Raw genomic sequence first — 16,840 nt, forward strand, 5'->3', positions numbered from 1 at the left:
GGGGCGGTGGTCTGCCCCTTCCCCTGGGTACCCCACTCTTCGGCGTGGAAGCGGCAGCGAGGTGTTTGCGGAAGACATCGGGCGATCCGCGCCATAAGCTGCGCGCTCTTTGAGCGGGGGATGCGCGTGAAGTTTCGTCATATCTTGGGCATCGTCGGCCTGGCGACCGCCTCTTCCGCCGCCGCGGCGGCGCCCGATGCCGCGACGCTGGCAACGGTCGATACGATCTTCGCCGAGTGGCAGCAGAGCGCGCACGTCCCCGGCCTGGTCTACGGCATCGTCGCCGACGGCAAGCTCATCGCCGTCAGGGGGCTGGGCGTGCAGGATATCGACAGCAAGACGCCGGTCGGGCCGGACAGCCTGTTCCGGATCGCCTCGATGTCCAAGGCGTTCACCGCGCTTGCCATCCTGCAGCTGCGCGATGCCGGCAAGCTCTCGCTCGACGCGCCGGCTGAAACCTATGTCCCCGAACTCAAAGGCTGGACCTATCCGACCAAGGACAGCCCGCGCATCACCGTGCGCAACCTGCTGACGCACAGCGCCGGCTTCGTCGAGGACAATCCCTGGGGCGACCGCCAGCAGGTGATGCCCGAGGCGACGTTCACCGCCTTCCTCGACGCCGGCGTGCCGTTCGCCCGCGCGCCCGGCCTCGGCATGGAATATTCCAATCTCGGCTTCGCCACGCTCGGGCGGATCATCTCCAACGTGTCGGGAATGCGCTACCAGGATTATATCCGGCGCACGATCATGGCCCCGCTCGGCATGCGCGCGACCGGCTATGACGTGTTCGCCTCGCTCAAAGCGCGGCGCAGCATCGGCTATCGCTGGCAAGACGGCGCCTGGCTGCGCGAACCGGACATGAAGGACGGCGCGTTCGGCGCGATGGGCGGGGTCGAGACCAGCGCGACCGACTATGCCAAATGGGTCGCCTATCTGCTCGCCGCCTGGCCGGCGCGCGACGATGCCGATGCCGGGCCGGTCAAGCGCGCCACGGTGCGCGAGATCGTCACCGGCGCGAACTTCGCCGGCGCCGTGCCGCGCAATCCGGCGATCGGCGGCGCGCCGTGCCGCCAGGCGCGCGCTTACGGCATGGGCTGGTTCGTCACCGACGATTGCGATCTCGGCCGCGTCGTCGCGCATTCCGGCGGCTATCCCGGCTATGGCTCCTATGTGATGCTGTTGCCCGACAAGGGCGTCGGCCTGTTCGCCTTTTCCAGCAAGACCTATGGCGGCGCGACGCTGCCCGTCTTCCAGGCGGCGCTGGCGTTGCAGAAAGCGGGGGCGCTGACGGACCGGGCGATCCCGGTGAGCGCAGGCCTGGCCGGCGCCTATGATGCGGCGCGCGCGGTCTGGCGGTCGGGCGAAATCGGTGCCGCGCCGCTCGCCGACAACGTGCTGCTCGACCATGACGTGGCGGCCTGGCGCGCGATGATCGCCGGCGTGCGCGGCGTGGTCGGCGAGTGCGCCATGCGCGAACCGGTCGTGCCGATCTCGGCGATGGAGGGGCGGTTCAGCTGGACCTGCGCCACGGGGCAGGTGAGCGGCCGCGTGCAGCGCGCGCCGACGCCCGCGCTGTCGATCCAGGCGCTGGAATTCGCGCCCGTTCGGCCCTGATCATCCCGCCCTGCTCAATCGTCGTGCTGGCGGTCGAGCGAATCGAGGATCCGCGCACCGGCCATGAACACCGCGATCGGGCAGACCGCGAACAGCAGCCAGCCGCCATAGCCCGGATATTGCTGCAGGTAATGCACCCCGCGCTCGACCGATCCGAGGCCCAGGCCATAGATTACCAGAAAGGCTTCGAACTTCGTCTTGATGACGAACAGGCTGGCGAATTTTCTCCACATGCCAGACGCTTAAGCAAGCACCGGGCCAATGGCGGATTCGTGCGGGGGCGCCACCGCCGAAGATGGTTAAGTGTAAGTTAACTCGACAATGCCGAGCGCCTCGATCAGCGCCGCGCGGGCCGCTTCCACCCGGGTGATCAGGGCCGGGTCGGCGAGATCGTCGATCGCGATCCGCTCCGGCCAATGCGCCTCGACCACCGCGGCGATGCGATCGAGCCCGGCGGCATCGACCAGGAAGCGCGGATCGATCGTCGCCGGATCGGCCACGACGCGCAAGCGCAGGCAGGCCGGGCCGCCGCCATTGGCCATCGACTGGCGCACGTCGACCACGTCCAGCTGCCGGATCGGGCCGTTGCCGGCGACCAGCTCCTGCAGCCAGCCCCATACCGCCGCATTGTCGCGCGCCTCGCTCGGCAGGATCAGCGCCATGCCTGCCCCGCGCGCGGACGCGGCACCGCCGGCCGGCAGCGAGACGAGCTGTGCGTTGAACAGATAGGAGGAGACCGCATCGGCCAGGCTCACGCGATCGGCGGGCACGATGATGATCTCGACCGCGGGCAAAGCCGCGCGCAGCTCGGCATAGAAAGCGTCGGGGTCGGCGAATGCCTGTTCGTGCGCGAACAGCACGCGTTCGTTGGCCACCGCGACGACATCGTTGTGGAACGCGCCGGTGGCGATCGCCGCCTCCGACTGGGCGACGAACAGCGTACGCGCCGGATCGAGCCGGTGGCGCCGCGCCACCGCCGCGCTAGCTTCGCGGTGCTGCCGCGCCGGGAACGGGCCGCCGCTGACGCCGTAGACAAACACTTCGACGCCCGGCGCGTCATGCGTGGCGCACAGCCGCATATGGTTCGCCGCGCCCTCGTCGCCGAACGGGGGCGGGACGGGGCCGTGCACCGCGAATGCCGGATCGGCGAAGGCGAGGCGCAATTGCGCCAGCGTGCCCGGCCATTCGTGGCTGCGATGCGGCATCGTCACGAGGTTCGCGACGGTCAGGTGGCAGCGTCCGTCGGCGGCATCGGGGGCGGGGGAGACGGTCGCGGCATTGGCCGCCCACATCGCCGAGGCCGACATGGCCTGCGCCCGCAGATGCGGCGCGGCGGTGGCATAGTCCGTGGCCAGGCTGTCGAGCCAGGGCAGGTCGGGCCGGGCATGCGGCAGCAGGATGCCCTGCGTCAGCCCGAGCGCGAGATTGGCGCGCATCTTGGCGATCCCCTCCAGCGCCGCCGCGCGCGGCTGCGATACGCGCCCGGCATTACCGGTCGCGGCGAGATTGCCGGGGCTGAGGCCAGCATAATTGTGGCTCGGCCCGATCAGCCCGTCGAAATTGATTTCCGTGAGCATGTCAGATCCGCCCCACATGAACCACCGCATCGCCCGGCCGCACGTCGATCGCGTCGGCGCAGGCCTCGTCGATCGTGATGCCGCCGTCGCCGACCTGCACCGCGCCATAGGCGCAGCGGAATTCGGCCAGCGTGCCCGTTGCGACCAGCGCCTGATCGCCGCCATCGCCGTCGACTGCCGCGACGGTATCGCGCTTCGCCTCGCAGATCGCGCGGACGCGGTCGGTCTTGGCGGTCATCGTCGGGCCGCCGTCGAAGATGTCGACGTAATTCTCGAACGCGAAGCCCTCATTCTCCAGCATGCGCATTGCCGCGCGGCCGCTCGGGTGCGGCAGGCCGATCGCCGCGCGCGCGCTCTCGCTGAGCATCGCGGTGTAGATCGGGTGTTTGGGAAACAGATCGGCGATGAACTGGTGGCCGTGGATCGCGTTGAAATGATCCGCATCCTGGAAATTCATCCCGAAGAAGCGCCCGGCCAGGCCATCCCAGAACGGCGATCCGCCCGCTTCGTCGATCACCCCGCGCAGTTCCGCCAGGATGCGATCGGCAAAGCGCGCGCGGTGCTGCGCGATGAACAGATAGCGGCTGCGCGCGAGCAGCATGCCGAGACCGCCGGCGCGTTCGCCCGGGTGCAGGAACAGCCCGCCGACTTCGCTGCAGCCTTCCAGATCGGTGCTCAGCGACAGCATGTCGGCGCGGAACGTGCGGCTCAGTTCCTTGCTGTGCTGCGTGAGGTTGCCGAGCCGGTAGCTGTAGAACGGAAAGCGCTGCCCGACATGCGTGAACAGCTGGCAGGTGCCGCGCACATCGCCGGTCTCGACATTTTCCAGCACCAGCACGAACGTCTCGTCGGTCAGCGTACCGTCGTCGATGCGCGCGAACGCCTGGTGGCTGCGCTCCAGTTTGGCGCGCAGCGATTTGCGATCGGCGGGCAGGTTGGTGAAGCCACCGCCGGTCAGCTTGGCCATTTCGTACAGCGGTTGCAGGTCGCCGTCATGCGCGGCACGGATCCGAAACGTCATTGCAGGCCCTTGGTGATGATCCGCGCGATGGTGAGCGCCGACAGCGCGGCGCGCTCCGGCAGGCTGTCGGGGATGAGAAATTCCTGTGGCGAATGGATCGCGCCGCCGCGCGCGCCCATCGTGTCGATCACCGGCACGCCGCACGCGGCAATATTGTTGCCGTCGCACACCCCGCCGGTATGCGCCCAGGCGATCGCCAGGCCGAGATCGCCGCCCGCCTGGCGGACCAGTTCGAACAGTTTCGCCGCCCCATCGTCGATCGGCTTGGGCGGTCGGTTGAAGCTGCCGTGCAGTTCGATGCGCACGTCATGCTCGGCGGCGACCATCGCCACCGCGCTGTCGATATGCGCCTGCGCGCGGGCGATGTCGTCGAGCGTGGCGGGGCGGAAATTGACGCGCAGCACGGCGAGGTCGGGCACCACATTGTTGGGCCCGCCGCCCTCGATCCGCGCGGGATTGACCGCCAGGCGCGGCCCGCGCGCCTTATTCAGCCGCAGCGCGATATCGGCGGCGGCAACGATCGCGTTGCGCCCGTCCTCCGGGTTGCGCCCGGCATGCGCGCTGCGCCCGTGCACGACGATCGAAAAATTGCCCGTGCCGCCGCGCGCACCGGCCAGCGTACCATCGGGCAGCGCCGGTTCGTAGGTCAGCGCCGCGCTCTTGCCGCGCGCGGCCTGGGCGATCAACGCGGCGGAGGAGAAGGATCCCGTTTCCTCGTCGGAATTGATCACCACCTCATAGCCGATCCGTAGTGCCAGCGGCGATCGCTCGATCGCGGTCAGCGCCGCCAGCATGATCGCAAGCCCGCTCTTCATGTCGGCGACGCCCGGGCCGTTGAGCGTCCCGTCGGCCAGCCAGGTCAGCGCCTGGAACGGATGATCGACCGGATACACCGTGTCCATATGACCGGTGAACAGCATCTGCACCGGGGCCTCCGGGCGGACGGCAAGGTGCAGATGCCGGCCATGCTCGATCGCCGAGACCGCGCCGTCGGCGGCGACGCTTTCGGCCGCGGCGGGGGTGACGAGGTCGATCGTGCCCGGCAGCACGGCGAAGGCATCGGCCAGCATGCCGGCGACGGTCGCAAGGCCGGCGAGGTTGCGCGTGCCGGAATTGATCGCCGCCCATGCCTCGACCTGCGCCAGCATCGGCTGCGCGCGCGCGGTGTCCAGGAGGTCGCGTTCGATCGTCGAGAGGTCCGTCATCCGGGCGGGTCTAACCGGTCAAATGGCTTTGCTCCACCCCCCGCCCCAAACCGTCATCCTGAACGCGTTTCAGGATCCATTGTGCCGCAATGGCGACCCTCACCCCAGACCGCACGACCAAGCCGCCCGATCGATCCTGAAGCAAGTTCAGGATGACGCTGCGGGGGAGCTAAAAGCTATACACCAACGCCGCCCGGCTCGTCGTATCGGTGCTCACGCGCCCGATCGGCGGCATGCTTTCATATTGCACGCTGTACGACAGTTTTGCCGCCAGCGGCCCGATCAGCTTGGCGTTGAGCGCGGTGGTGCTCGAAACGGTGCTGTTGGCGCGCTGCACATAGGCCGATGCGTCCTGACTGAACGATACCGCGTTCGACAGTTTGAGATCGAAATCGAGCGAGCCGCGCGCCGCCATGCTGCTTTCGATCGTCGAATCGGTAAATTCGGTGTGGCGGAAGGCCGGGCCCAGTTCGACGTCGAGCGTCACGCCGTCCTGCTTGATCGCATTGTAACCCGCGCCGAGCGACGCGGAATAGCGATCGTAATAGCCGAGGAAGCGGTCGCTCTCATATTGCGCGGCGCCGTAGACATAGCCGCGCGGCGAGAATTTGAAGTTCGGCTCGTATGCGGCAAGATAATGTTCGCGGCTGACCAGGCCGAGGCTCTCCTGATAATCCGCCGCGAGCCGCAATTTGTGGCGCCAGCGCAGCGTCTCGCGCTGCAGGTTGAGCGCCCCGCTGACCCCGATATTGTCGGTATTGCCGGTGGTCAGATAGCCGCCGACCTCGGCATTGCCGGTCCACAATTCCCACGGCCCCGCCGCGCGCAGCTTCGCCAGCCGGGCATTCTCGCGCTCGGTGCGCCAGCTGTTGGCGATATGGCTGATCGCGTCGGCGCTGTCGGGCGCCGCGCTGCGGGCATATTTCTCGACGATCGCCACTTCGGACGGGTTGCCGGCGGCGATCGCCGCGTCGAGCATCGCCTTCACCGGTCCCGGGATATCCGCATTGGCCAGCAACAGCGGCGAAAGAAGCAACAAAGCGCGCATGCCGTAGGGGATAGCCCGGTGAGGCGCATCGGTATACCAAATCCGTCGCGCTTCGGGCTCGGTTCGCCGCTAGGCGAGCTGGTCGGCGAAGGCGGCGAGCACCTGTCGGTAGAGCTCGCGCTTGAACGGCACGATCAGCTGCGGCAGGTCGGCGGGCGCGATCCAGCGCCAGGCGCGGAATTCCTGATGCTTGGTGGCGATGTCGATGTCGCTGTCCTGCCCCAGGAAGCGGTACAGGAACCAGCGCTGCACCTGACCGCGATATTTGCCCTTCCACACCTTGCCGATCAGCTCGTCGGGCAGGTCATAATAGAATTCCTGCGGCGCGACCGCGATCAGCGCGACCTTGTCGGGCGTGACGCCGATCTCCTCGCCCAGCTCGCGCAGCGCGGCGGTCTCGGCATCCTCGCCGTCGTCGATTCCCCCCTGCGGCATCTGCCACGCCTCCATCGAGGTATCGATTCGCTGCCCGACGAACACGTCGCCGTGCGCATTGAGCAGCATCATGCCGGCGCACGGCCGGTAGGGCAGGGTGGAATGACTCATCTGATAACCCGATTCAGCTGTTGGCCCGGCGGTATGCGGAACGGCGATACCGAGCCCTGGGCCGATACGCTACCGGGCCTCTGCGGAAGCAGGAGCCGGAGCTCGAACGCGGCGCGCGCGATGTCGGCCCCCGCTGCCGCAGGCAAGGTCGGCAAAGGAAGCGTCAGGCCGCCGCCTGCGCCATCACCCGCTCCCCTTCGGCTTCCACCACCAGCGTCTTCAGCGCCGCGAAGGCGCCGGCGACGTCACCGACGGACGAGGGGATCGCCTGGCGGAGCGTGATGAAGCCGTGAATATTCCCCTTGGCCTCGCGAAACACGACCGCGACGCCGGCCTGGGCAAGCGCGGCGGCATAAGCCCGTCCCTGGTCGCGGATCGGATCGAGGCTCGCGGTCACCACGACCGCCGGTGGCATCCCGGCGAGATCGCCCTTCAGCGGTGACGTGCGGATATGCTCCGCCTCCGCGCCATAGGCGGCGTTGAACCATTCCATGCTCGCCCGCGTCAGCAGATAACCCTCGGCGAATTCGCTGTACGAGGGATAGTCGGCCGTCGCGTCGGTGGCCGGATAGAAGGCCAGCTGCGCCACGACCGGAACCTTGGCCGGGGCGTCGCGCAACGCGGCGGCGGTGACGATCGCCAGATTGCCCCCGGCACTGTCGCCGCAGACGACCAGGCTGGTCACGGCACGGTTGAGTTCGGCCGGGCTGTCGGCGATCCAGCGCGTCGCTGCCTCGCAATCGTCTGGCGCGGCCGGCCACGGCGCTTCCGGTGCCAGGCGATAATCGATCGAGATCACCGGCAGATCGAGCGCCCGCGTCATCGCGGCGCAGAAGCTGGCATGCGTCGCGATATCGCCGATCACGAAGCCGCCGCCATGGAAGAAGGCGACCGCCGGCCCGGGCGCGCGATCCGCGCGCGTATCGAACAAGGTGGCGGGAATATCCCCGGCCGGGCCCGGAATGGCGAGATCGAGTCGCGTGCCCAGTTCGCCGATCGGCGGATCGGCGATATCCTTCATCGCCAGATATTGCGCGCGCGCACCGGCCGGATCCATCTCGTGCATCTTGGGCCCCGGCATCGCGTTGACGAAGCCAAGGAAAGCTTTGGTGTCTGGGCGCACGAACGGTTCGGTCATCACTCTCTCCTGTCGTCGTCGATGGCGCGACGGCTTGTTGCTTCCTAGGTTAGCAGCATGATCGCGATCGTCCATCACCCCGATTACGTCGCCCCGGCGCCGGCGCGCAGCACCTATCAATGGAACAAGAACGGCCTGATCCGTGATCTGCTCGATCCGCATGAGATCGACTGGCACGTGCCCGATCCCACGCCGCTCGCCTGGCTCGAGGCGGTGCACGATCCCGATTATGTCGCCGAAGTGCTCGCGGCGCGCGTGCCGCGCGAAAAGGAACGCCGCACGGGCTTCCCGATCACGCCACAGGTTGCGCGCCGCGCCCGCGTCGTGCCGGGCGGCACCTATCTCGCCGCCCGGCTGGCCCTGCAACACGGCTTTGCGGCGAACAGCGCCGGCGGCAGCCATCACGCGCTGGCCGCGACGGGCGCGGGATACTGCGTGTTCAACGATCTCGCCATCGCCGCGGTGCAGCTCGCCGCCGAGGGCATCCGCACGATGATCGTCGATTGCGACGTGCATCAGGGCGACGGCACCGCCGCGCTCACCGCCGGCCGCGGCGACATGACGACCTATTCGATCCACGCCGAGAAGAACTTCCCCGTCCGCAAGGCGCGCTCGACACTCGATGTTCCGCTCGCCGACGGCACCGGCGATGTCGCCTATCTCGACACGCTGCGCGCGACGCTGACGCCGCTGCTCGATGCGGTGCGGCCCGATCTGATCCTCTACCAGGCCGGGGTCGACCCGTTCGCCGACGATCGCCTCGGCCGCCTCGCATTGACGCAGGACGGGCTCGACCAGCGCGAGCGGCTGATCGCCGGTCTGGCCATCGAGCACGGCCTGCCGCTCGCCAGTACGGTCGGCGGCGGCTATGGCACCGACGCGCTGGAAGTCGCGCAGCGCCACGTGCGCAGCGTGCTGACGCTCGGCCGCGCCTTCACGAGCGACCGCGCGGGGAACAACCGCCTGCTCGTTCGTTAGGCCAGTCGATGACCGATCCGACCCTGCTCTGGCTCCGCCGCGACCTGCGCCTTGCCGACCATGCCGCACTTCTCGCCGCTGTCGACGAGGGGCCGGTTATCCCGATCTATATCCTCGATGACGACACGCCGAAGCATCGCAAGATGGGCGGTGCCTCGCGCTGGTGGCTGCATCACAGCCTGGCGTCGCTGGACAAAAAGTTGCGCGATAAGGGCGCGCGCCTGATCCTGCGCCGCGGCGTCGCAGCCGAGGTGCTCGCCGAGCTTGCCGAACAGACTGGCGCCAAGCGCGTCCATTGCCTCAGCCATTACGAGCCGTGGTGGCGCAATGCCGAGCATGCCGTGGCCAGGAAACTCGACCTCGTCTGCCACGACGGCAATTACCTCAGCCCGCCGGGCACGATCACCACCGGTGCCGGCCAGCCGTACAAGATCTACACGCCGTTCTGGCGCGCGCTGAACGAGCATATGCCGCCGCCGCCGCCGCGCCCCGCGCCCGATGCAATTCCCGCACCGAACCACTGGCCAGACAGCGACCGGCTGGCCGACTGGCAGTTGCTGCCGACCAAGCCCGACTGGGCCGGCGGTTTCGCCAAGGAATGGACTCCGGGCGAGGGTGGCGCGCACGAGCGGCTCGCCGACTTCCTGCCGCACGCTGTCGACTACGATACGGGCCGCAACCTGCCGTCCGACGAACTGACCTCGCGCCTCTCGCCGCACCTGCACCACGGCGAGATTTCGCCCGCGACCGTCTGGCACCATGTGCTGAAGGCGAAGGGCGATGCGACGATCTATCTCAAGGAAATCGCCTGGCGCGATTATGCGCAGAACGTGATCCTGCAATATCCCGATTATGGCCGTGAGAACGGCCGCCCCAATCTCGATACGCTGGCCTGGCGTACCGGCGCCGAAGCCAAGGCCGATCTCGAGGCGTGGCAGCAGGGGCGCACCGGCTATCCGATCGTCGATGCCGGGATGCGCCAGCTATGGACCAGTGGCTGGATGCACAATCGCGTGCGCATGATCACCGCTTCGTTCCTGATCAAACATCTGCTGATCGACTGGCGGCGCGGCGAGGAATGGTTCTGGGACTGCCTCGTCGACGCGGACTACGGGTCGAATACGGTGAACTGGCAATGGACCGCGGGCACCGGCATCGATGCCAACATGTTTAGCCGGATCATGGCGCCGCTGACGCAATCGGCGAAATTCGACGCCGCCGACTATATCCGCGAATGGGTGCCGGAGCTGGCCGGCCTGGGCGACGCGGCGATCCACGACCCGGACGAGTCCGGCTGCCGCCCGCGCGACTATCCTGCCAAGATCATCGGCCATCGCGAAGGCCGCGAGCGCGCGCTGGCGGCGATGAAACGGACGCGGTGAAATTCGCTTTTCGTCGACGCACCTCACGTGCATGGACGCGAATGACATGAATGCGATCACCCCCAATAGAGGCCGCCGCTTCGGCCCGGCGCGCGGCCGCCGGCGAGCGCGCAAAGGCGATTGGCTGCTCAACCGGTTCGGCCGCCTGTTCCACCGTATCCTCGACCGTATCGATACCGGGCTGCTGAGCGGCTCGATCGAGGCAAGCCTGCCCGATGGCACCAACCGATTGCTCGGCGGCCGCGCTCCCGGCCCGACGGTCATTGTCGACATGCCGAGCTGGCGCGCCATCGTGCGCCTGATCACCGGTGGATCGGCCGGCTGGTACCGCGCCTGGGCCGACGGCGATTGGTCGAGCCCCGATCCGGTGCCGTTGTTCGACCTGTTCATGCGCAACGCGGTGTCGCTCGGCGAGACGGCCAGGGCCGGGGGGCTCAAGCGCTTCATTGGCCTGATGACGCACTGGCTGCGCCGCAACGACCGCGCCGGATCGCGCCGCAATATCGAGTTTCATTACGATCTAGGCAACGATTTCTACGGCTTATGGCTCGATCCTGGCATGACCTATTCGAGCGCCATGTTCGCCTCGCCGGAACAATCGCTGGAAGCCGCACAGCAGGCAAAGCTCGATGCCATGCTCGCGCGCACCGCCACCGCGCCCGGCGACACGATCCTCGAGATCGGCAGCGGCTGGGGATCGTTCGCCGAAACCGCCGCGCGGGCCGGCCGCAAGCTGCACGGCATCACGCTGTCGGCGGAGCAGAAGGCCGCGGTCGATGCGCGCATGGCCGCCGCCGGCCTGCACGACGTGACCGTGTCGCTGACCGATTATCGCGACGTCGCGGGGCAGTATGACGCCGTGGTCAGCATCGAGATGGTCGAGGCCGTCGGGCAACGATATTGGCCGGCCTATCTGCAGGCGGTGGCCGCAGCGCTAAAACCGGGCGGACGCGCGGCGATCCAGTACATCCTGATCGACGACGCGATCTTCGAATCCTACGCGCGCAACGTCGATTTCATCCAGCGCTACGTCTTTCCCGGCGGCATGCTGCTCTCCGAAAGCCGCTTCCGCGCGCTCGCCGAGCAGCACGGCCTCGACTGGCACGACCGCGTGACGTTCGGACTGGATTATGCCGAGACGCTGCGGCGCTGGCGCGTCGCGTTCGACGCGGCGGTCGATGCGGGCAAGTTACCGATCGAATTCGATGCGCATTTTGTTGCGCTGTGGCGCTATTACCTCATGTATTGCGAAGGAGGCTTCCGCGGCGGCGGGATCGACGTCGCGCAGGTGACGCTGGTGAAGCGCGGATAGGTTTCGCGGCGGCACGGCCGCTCGACGCTAGCGCCGCTTCGCCGCAATATAGCGCGCCACCTGCTCGTCGAGCACGTCGAGCGGCACGGCGCCTTGCCCCAGCACCGCCTCATGGAACTCGCGAATATCGAACCGCGGTCCCAGTTCGCGTTCGGCGCGCGTGCGCAGCGCGGTGATTCTGAGTTGCCCCACCATGTAGCTCGTCGCCTGGCCGGGCCAGTTGAAATAGCGATCAACCTCGCGCGCGATGTCGGTATCGGCGACCGAGCTGTTGCTATGGAAATAGGCGATCGCCTGCTCGCGCGTCCAACGTTTGGAATGAATCCCGGTATCGAGCACCAGCCGGATCGCGCGCCATACCTGCAACGACAGCATGCCGAAGCGCGCATAGGGATCCTTGTAGATCCCCATCTCGTCGGCAAGCCGCTCAGAATAGAGGCCCCAACCCTCGGCATAGGCGCCATAGCCGCCGAACTTGCGGAATTTCGGCATGTCGGCCAGTTCCTGCTGCCGTGCGATTTGGAAATGGTGGCCCGGCGCGCCCTCGTGCGCGGCGATCGCTGCTACCTGGACCTTCTGCGTCTGGTTCATGTCGACCAGGTTGACGTAATAGATGCCGGGTCGCGACCCGTCCGCCGAGGGCGAATTGTAGAAGGCGGTCGGCGCGGTGGCCTCGCGCCATTTCTCGACCGCGCGGACCTCCAGCGGCGCCTTGGGCAGCACGCTGAAATAGCGCGGCGCGGCGACCATCACCGAGGCGATCACCGCCCGCGCATCGCCCAGATATTGGTCGCGCCCGGCATCGGTGTTGGGATATTTGAACCGTGGATCGGTGCGGATATGATCGAAGAACTGCTCCAGCGTGCCCTTGAACCCGACCTCGCGCTTGATCTGCTCCATTTCCTGACGGATCGACGCGACCTGCTTGAGCCCCAGATCGTGGATCTGGTCTGCCGTCAGGCTGGTGGTGGTCGAGGTCTTGAGCTGGTCGGCGTAATAGGCCGCGCCGTCCGGCAGATGCCAGGCGCCGTAATTGCCGGTGGATTTCGGCTCGATCTCGTCCAGCGCCGCGAGCAGCGTGATGTACCCATGTCGGAACGGACCGGTCAGGGCCGCCCGGGCATCGCGGAGGAGCTTCTGCTTGGTCGCTGCAGGCGCACGCAGCGCGGCGACTTTCTTGCGAAAATCCGCCATCAGCGTGGAATCGGCCCCGCCGTCGAACGGCGCGCCGGTGATCACCTTGCGCGCGTCGGCACGCGCCGGCGCGAAATTGACCTTGTTGGGGATGATGCCGGCCGCGGCCTGCGCGCGCATCTTGGCGGCGACTTCGCGCATCACGCGGTCCGTGTCGCGCAGGCGCGCGATATAGGCCGTGGCATCCGCGACCGTATCGACCTTGTGGTTGTTGATCAGCAGGACCGGGATATCGCCCGCCGGGCTGCCGTTGGTCGACACCGGCAGGCGCAGGGAGCGGAAACGGAACGCTTCGCGCCCGCGCACTACGTCATATTCGAACAGGCGGTAGCTTACCCGCGCGCTGTCGCCCATGCGATCGGGGCGGAAGCGGGCATGCATCTCCTTCAGCTGCCGCTCGGCCAGCGCGCGCTGCCGCTGCCCGGCCGCGTCGGTATAGTCGTCGAGCCGGTCCTGGTCGGTCTTGAAGCCCAATTGCGTCTGGGTTTCGGGGCTGAGCTTGACCTGCTCGTCAAACGCGCGGTCGAGAAACTGCAGCAGTGCGGCATCCTGCACGCCGGCGCGCGCCACCGCGGCAGGCGCCGCCAGGCTCGGCTGGCCAAGCGGCAGGGCAGGGAGCAGCAGCAACGCCAGGGTGGTTCGCAACGATCTTCTCCTGTCGGGGACATGCGCCCGGTGCCGACGGTGCGGCAGATGCACTCTGCCTGCAGGGCAGCGGGCGGACGTGGGGATTCAGTAAGGCGGCTGGTCGAAGCCGGCCGGGCTCAGCGTGAAGATCTCGCAGCCCTGCTCGGTGATGCCGATCGAATGCTCGAACTGCGCCGAGAGCGATCGATCGCGCGTTACCGCGGTCCAGCCGTCGTCGAGCAGTTTCACGTCGGGCCGGCCGATATTGATCATCGGCTCGATCGTGAAGATCATCCCCGGCTTGAGTTCAGGGCCGGTGCCGGGCTTGCCGACATGCACCACCTCGGGCGCATCATGGAACAATTGCCCCAGCCCATGCCCGCAGAAATCGCGCACCACGCCGTAGCGATGCTTTTCGGCATGGGTCTGGATCGCATGCGCGACGTCGCCCATCGTGTTGCCGGGCCTGGCCTGCTCGATGCCCAGCATCAGGCATTCATAGGTCACGTCGACCAGGCGGCGTGCCTTCACGCCGACATCGCCGGCGAGATACATGCGGCTCGAATCGCCATGCCAGCCATCGACGATCGGCGTGACGTCGATATTGACGATATCGCCGTTCTTCAGCGTCTTGGGGCTGGGAATGCCATGGCATACGACATGGTTGATCGAGATGCAGCTGGCATGCGTATAGCCGCGATAGCCGAGCGTCGCGGGCACGCCGCCGCGATCGACGATGAAGTTGCGGATCAGATCGTCGAGCTCGGCGGTGGTCACGCCCGGCACGACGTGCGGCACGACCATGTCGAGCGTCTCGGCGGCGAGCTTGCCGGCCTTGTGCATGGCATCGAAGGCCGCGCGGCCATGGAGCTTGATCGCGCCGGTCCGCCCCAGGGGAGCGTCCGCGGTGACGGTTACATAATCGGTCATGGAGCGGATATAGCGCGCGCGTGCGGGCTTTGCGAGATGCCGCGCGCGGTCTATGTCTCTGCCCATGACGACACGCATCTGGACGGCCGCACTGGCGGTGATCGGCGACGAAATCCTCTCGGGCCGCACGCAGGACAAGAATGTCGCGCAGATCGCGGCATGGCTCAACGTGCAGGGCATCCGCCTGGCCGAGGTGCGCATCGTGCCCGATACCGAGGAGGCGATCGTCGAGGCGGTCAACGCGCTGCGCGCGCGCAACGATTATCTGTTCACCACCGGCGGGATCGGGCCGACGCATGACGATATCACCGTCGATGCGATCGCCGCGGCGCTGGGCGTCGCGGTGGTGTTCCATCCCCAGGCCGTGGCGGTGCTCGAGCGCTATTACGAGACGCGCGGCGGGCTGACCGACGCCCGCAAGCGCATGGCGCGCGTGCCCGAGGGCGCCGCGCTGATCGAGAACCGCATGTCCGGCGCGCCCGGCATTCAGATCGACAACGTGTTCATCATGGCGGGCGTGCCGCATATCACCGCCGGCATGCTCGATGCGCTGACCGGTACGCTGGAAGGCGGGCTGCCGGTCTTGTCCAAGACGATCGGCTGCTGGGTCGGCGAAAGCGAGGTCGCGGACATCCTGCGGGCCGCGGAGAAGGCGCACGAGGGCGTCGCGATCGGCAGCTATCCGTTCTTCCGCGATGGCAAGACCGGCGCTAATTTCGTCGTCCGGGCGACCGACGGCGAACTTCTCGACGGCTGCATCGTTGACCTGACGGCTGCGCTAACCGCCGCCGGACGCGACGTGGTCGCCGGCGGGATTTGAGGAGACTGCTCGTGAAATTGCTGACCGCCATGATGGGCTGTGCCTTGCTCGCCGCCTGCAACGATCCTGCCGCGACCGGCAACGGCGCGGCGTCGGCCCCGCTCGGTCCCGATCCCGTCGAGGCGCAGATCGCCAAGCTCAATCCGACCCAGCAGCGCACCGCCTTCTTCCGCGCGATCAACGATGCGGATTATGACTGTCAGAACGTCGTCAACGTCGTCTCGAAGGGGCGGGTCGACGGGAAGCCGGTCTGGGCGGTCGAATGCAATGCCGGTGCGCAATATGTCATCGCGCTGGAGCGCGGCGGGATCTTCAAGGTCAGCGGCGTGCCGAAATCGCTGCGCCGCTGATCGACCGCCGGGTCGATCGCCGCGGCGACGCGGATCCGGCGGGCGTGCCTCATCTATTCCGCACCATTCGTTCGTAGAGATCCCGTACCACCGTGCTTCCCGATTTCTTGAAGAATACCGGAATGAAGGCATGAATGGCGCATAATATGCCGCCGCCGATCATCGCGCCGGCGAACGACAATGCATGGGTCAGATGCTGCCCATAGGTTTCGCCGACCGAGCGCGGATGATCGCTGAAAATTTTACGCAACATTGGGTCTGTCCTTCTTAACGGAGAATTTCGCGCGCGATCATGGCGATCGCGACGGTGAAGATGATGGCTGCGAACACCCGTTCGAGCGCGGCGCCGCGGGTCGACAGGCCGCGGGCGGCGGCAATGCCGCCTGCCGCGCCGACCGCGCCACCCGCCACGAAACAGGCCGCGAGCGACCAATCGACATAGCCTGACCAGGCGTAATTTGACGCCGTAGTCAGGCCGAAGGCGAACACGGCGATCAACGAGGTGCCGACCGCATTGACCATCGGCATGCCGGTCGCGCTGATCAGGCCAGGGACGATCAAGAAACCACCGCCGATCCCGAAAAAGCCGGCAATGGTGCCACTGCCCGCGCCGAAGCCAAGTAGCAGGCGGCGTGACCCGGGCATGTCGTCCGTCGATGCCGTCCGCACGTGTCGACGGCGCAGCATCATCGCCCCGACCAGCAGCATTAGGCACGCGAACAGCAGGATCAGTCGTCCGCCATCGAAAAGCTTGCCGATACAGGATCCGATAAGCGCGCCGCCCATGCCGCAGGCCGCATAGATCAGCCCCGCACGCCAGCGCACGGTGCGCGCGCGGACATGGCCCGCCAGGCACGTAGCGGCATTCACCGACACGGCGAACGCGCTGGTACCGATGGCGACATGCGGGTTGGCAACGCCGACCACGTACAGCATCATCGGCACGGCCAGGATCGATCCGCCGCCGCCGACCAGCGCCAGCGTGAAACCGACGACGCCGCCCGCGCCCGCTCCCAGGCAATATTGGATAAGGGTACGCGTGGTGGCGACAGTCATGGCGGGTCCGGAAGCGGCGCGCGACACCGCCGCCGGCCACGG

At 67.4% G+C, this 16,840-nt stretch carries 17 protein-coding genes; 6 read left to right on the forward strand and 11 right to left on the reverse strand.

The features are described 5' to 3' along the window. Positions 1 to 120 precede the first annotated feature (120 nt). Positions 121 to 1,614, forward strand: coding sequence for a serine hydrolase domain-containing protein (locus NV401_RS01810; RefSeq protein ID WP_380817167.1), 1,494 nt, complete (start codon positions 121 to 123; stop codon positions 1,612 to 1,614). A gap of 14 nt (positions 1,615 to 1,628) precedes the next feature. Here NV401_RS01810 and NV401_RS01815 read toward each other — a convergent pair whose 3' ends face one another. From NV401_RS01815 to NV401_RS01845, 7 genes are all read right to left on the reverse strand, one after another. Beyond that, entirely contained in the window at positions 1,629 to 1,847 is a 219-nt protein-coding gene (locus NV401_RS01815; RefSeq protein ID WP_261292659.1) for a hypothetical protein, read from the reverse strand. 66 nt (positions 1,848 to 1,913) lie between these two features. Next, complete coding sequence (locus NV401_RS01820) at positions 1,914 to 3,191, reverse strand: N-succinylarginine dihydrolase (RefSeq protein ID WP_261292660.1); 1,278 nt, start codon at positions 3,189 to 3,191, stop codon at positions 1,914 to 1,916. Position 3,192: 1 nt separating this feature from the next. Further along, positions 3,193 to 4,212 (reverse strand): arginine N-succinyltransferase, encoded by a 1,020-nt coding sequence (locus NV401_RS01825; protein WP_261292661.1) that lies wholly within the window; start codon positions 4,210 to 4,212, stop codon positions 3,193 to 3,195. Continuing rightward, complete coding sequence (locus tag NV401_RS01830) at positions 4,209 to 5,417, reverse strand: hydrolase (RefSeq protein WP_261292662.1); 1,209 nt, start codon at positions 5,415 to 5,417, stop codon at positions 4,209 to 4,211. The genes NV401_RS01825 and NV401_RS01830 overlap by 4 nt, the downstream gene beginning before the upstream one ends. A 169-nt stretch (positions 5,418 to 5,586) precedes the next feature. After that, positions 5,587 to 6,465, reverse strand: coding sequence for a DUF481 domain-containing protein (locus NV401_RS01835; RefSeq protein ID WP_261292663.1), 879 nt, complete (start codon positions 6,463 to 6,465; stop codon positions 5,587 to 5,589). 69 nt (positions 6,466 to 6,534) lie between these two features. Next, positions 6,535 to 7,011 carry an RNA pyrophosphohydrolase gene (locus NV401_RS01840; RefSeq protein WP_261292664.1) on the reverse strand — a complete coding sequence of 159 codons (477 nt, stop codon included), beginning with the start codon at positions 7,009 to 7,011 and terminating at the stop codon, positions 6,535 to 6,537. Positions 7,012 to 7,174: 163 nt separating this feature from the next. Continuing rightward, a complete protein-coding gene (locus NV401_RS01845) occupies positions 7,175 to 8,149 on the reverse strand; it encodes an alpha/beta hydrolase (protein WP_261292665.1) in 975 nt (324 codons plus the stop codon). A 57-nt stretch (positions 8,150 to 8,206) separates the two neighbouring features. Between NV401_RS01845 and NV401_RS01850 the strand changes: the two genes are divergently transcribed. The 3 genes from NV401_RS01850 to NV401_RS01860 are packed head-to-tail and all read left to right on the forward strand — an operon-like array spanning position 8,207 to position 11,821. Continuing rightward, positions 8,207 to 9,127, forward strand: a complete 921-nt coding sequence (locus NV401_RS01850) for a histone deacetylase family protein (RefSeq protein ID WP_261292666.1) — start codon at positions 8,207 to 8,209, stop codon at positions 9,125 to 9,127. 8 nt (positions 9,128 to 9,135) lie between these two features. Further along, positions 9,136 to 10,509, forward strand: a complete 1,374-nt coding sequence (locus tag NV401_RS01855) for a cryptochrome/photolyase family protein (RefSeq protein ID WP_261292667.1) — start codon at positions 9,136 to 9,138, stop codon at positions 10,507 to 10,509. 46 nt (positions 10,510 to 10,555) lie between these two features. Then, positions 10,556 to 11,821, forward strand: a complete 1,266-nt coding sequence (locus tag NV401_RS01860; RefSeq protein WP_261292668.1) for an SAM-dependent methyltransferase — start codon at positions 10,556 to 10,558, stop codon at positions 11,819 to 11,821. Positions 11,822 to 11,848: 27 nt separating this feature from the next. On the opposite strand, the gene NV401_RS01865 is transcribed toward NV401_RS01860, so the two are convergent. Together NV401_RS01865 and map are read right to left on the reverse strand one after the other, a co-directional pair. Further along, positions 11,849 to 13,660, reverse strand: coding sequence for a DUF885 domain-containing protein (locus tag NV401_RS01865; protein ID WP_261292669.1), 1,812 nt, complete (start codon positions 13,658 to 13,660; stop codon positions 11,849 to 11,851). Positions 13,661 to 13,747: 87 nt separating this feature from the next. Then, positions 13,748 to 14,572 carry a type I methionyl aminopeptidase gene (gene map / locus NV401_RS01870; protein WP_261292670.1) on the reverse strand — a complete coding sequence of 275 codons (825 nt, stop codon included), beginning with the start codon at positions 14,570 to 14,572 and terminating at the stop codon, positions 13,748 to 13,750. A 64-nt stretch (positions 14,573 to 14,636) separates the two neighbouring features. Between map and NV401_RS01875 the strand changes: the two genes are divergently transcribed. Then, entirely contained in the window at positions 14,637 to 15,392 is a 756-nt protein-coding gene (locus NV401_RS01875; protein WP_261292671.1) for a competence/damage-inducible protein A, read from the forward strand. Positions 15,393 to 15,403: 11 nt separating this feature from the next. After that, positions 15,404 to 15,742 carry a hypothetical protein gene (locus tag NV401_RS01880; RefSeq protein WP_261292672.1) on the forward strand — a complete coding sequence of 113 codons (339 nt, stop codon included), beginning with the start codon at positions 15,404 to 15,406 and terminating at the stop codon, positions 15,740 to 15,742. 49 nt (positions 15,743 to 15,791) lie between these two features. Here NV401_RS01880 and NV401_RS01885 read toward each other — a convergent pair whose 3' ends face one another. Both NV401_RS01885 and NV401_RS01890 read right to left on the reverse strand, forming a co-directional pair. Next, complete coding sequence (locus tag NV401_RS01885) at positions 15,792 to 15,995, reverse strand: DUF6356 family protein (RefSeq protein WP_261292673.1); 204 nt, start codon at positions 15,993 to 15,995, stop codon at positions 15,792 to 15,794. A 14-nt stretch (positions 15,996 to 16,009) separates the two neighbouring features. Next, complete coding sequence (locus tag NV401_RS01890) at positions 16,010 to 16,798, reverse strand: sulfite exporter TauE/SafE family protein (protein ID WP_261292674.1); 789 nt, start codon at positions 16,796 to 16,798, stop codon at positions 16,010 to 16,012. Positions 16,799 to 16,840 lie beyond the last annotated feature (42 nt).

The organism is Sphingomonas hylomeconis (assembly GCF_025370105.1).
Taxonomy (GTDB): domain Bacteria; phylum Pseudomonadota; class Alphaproteobacteria; order Sphingomonadales; family Sphingomonadaceae; genus Sphingomonas; species Sphingomonas hylomeconis.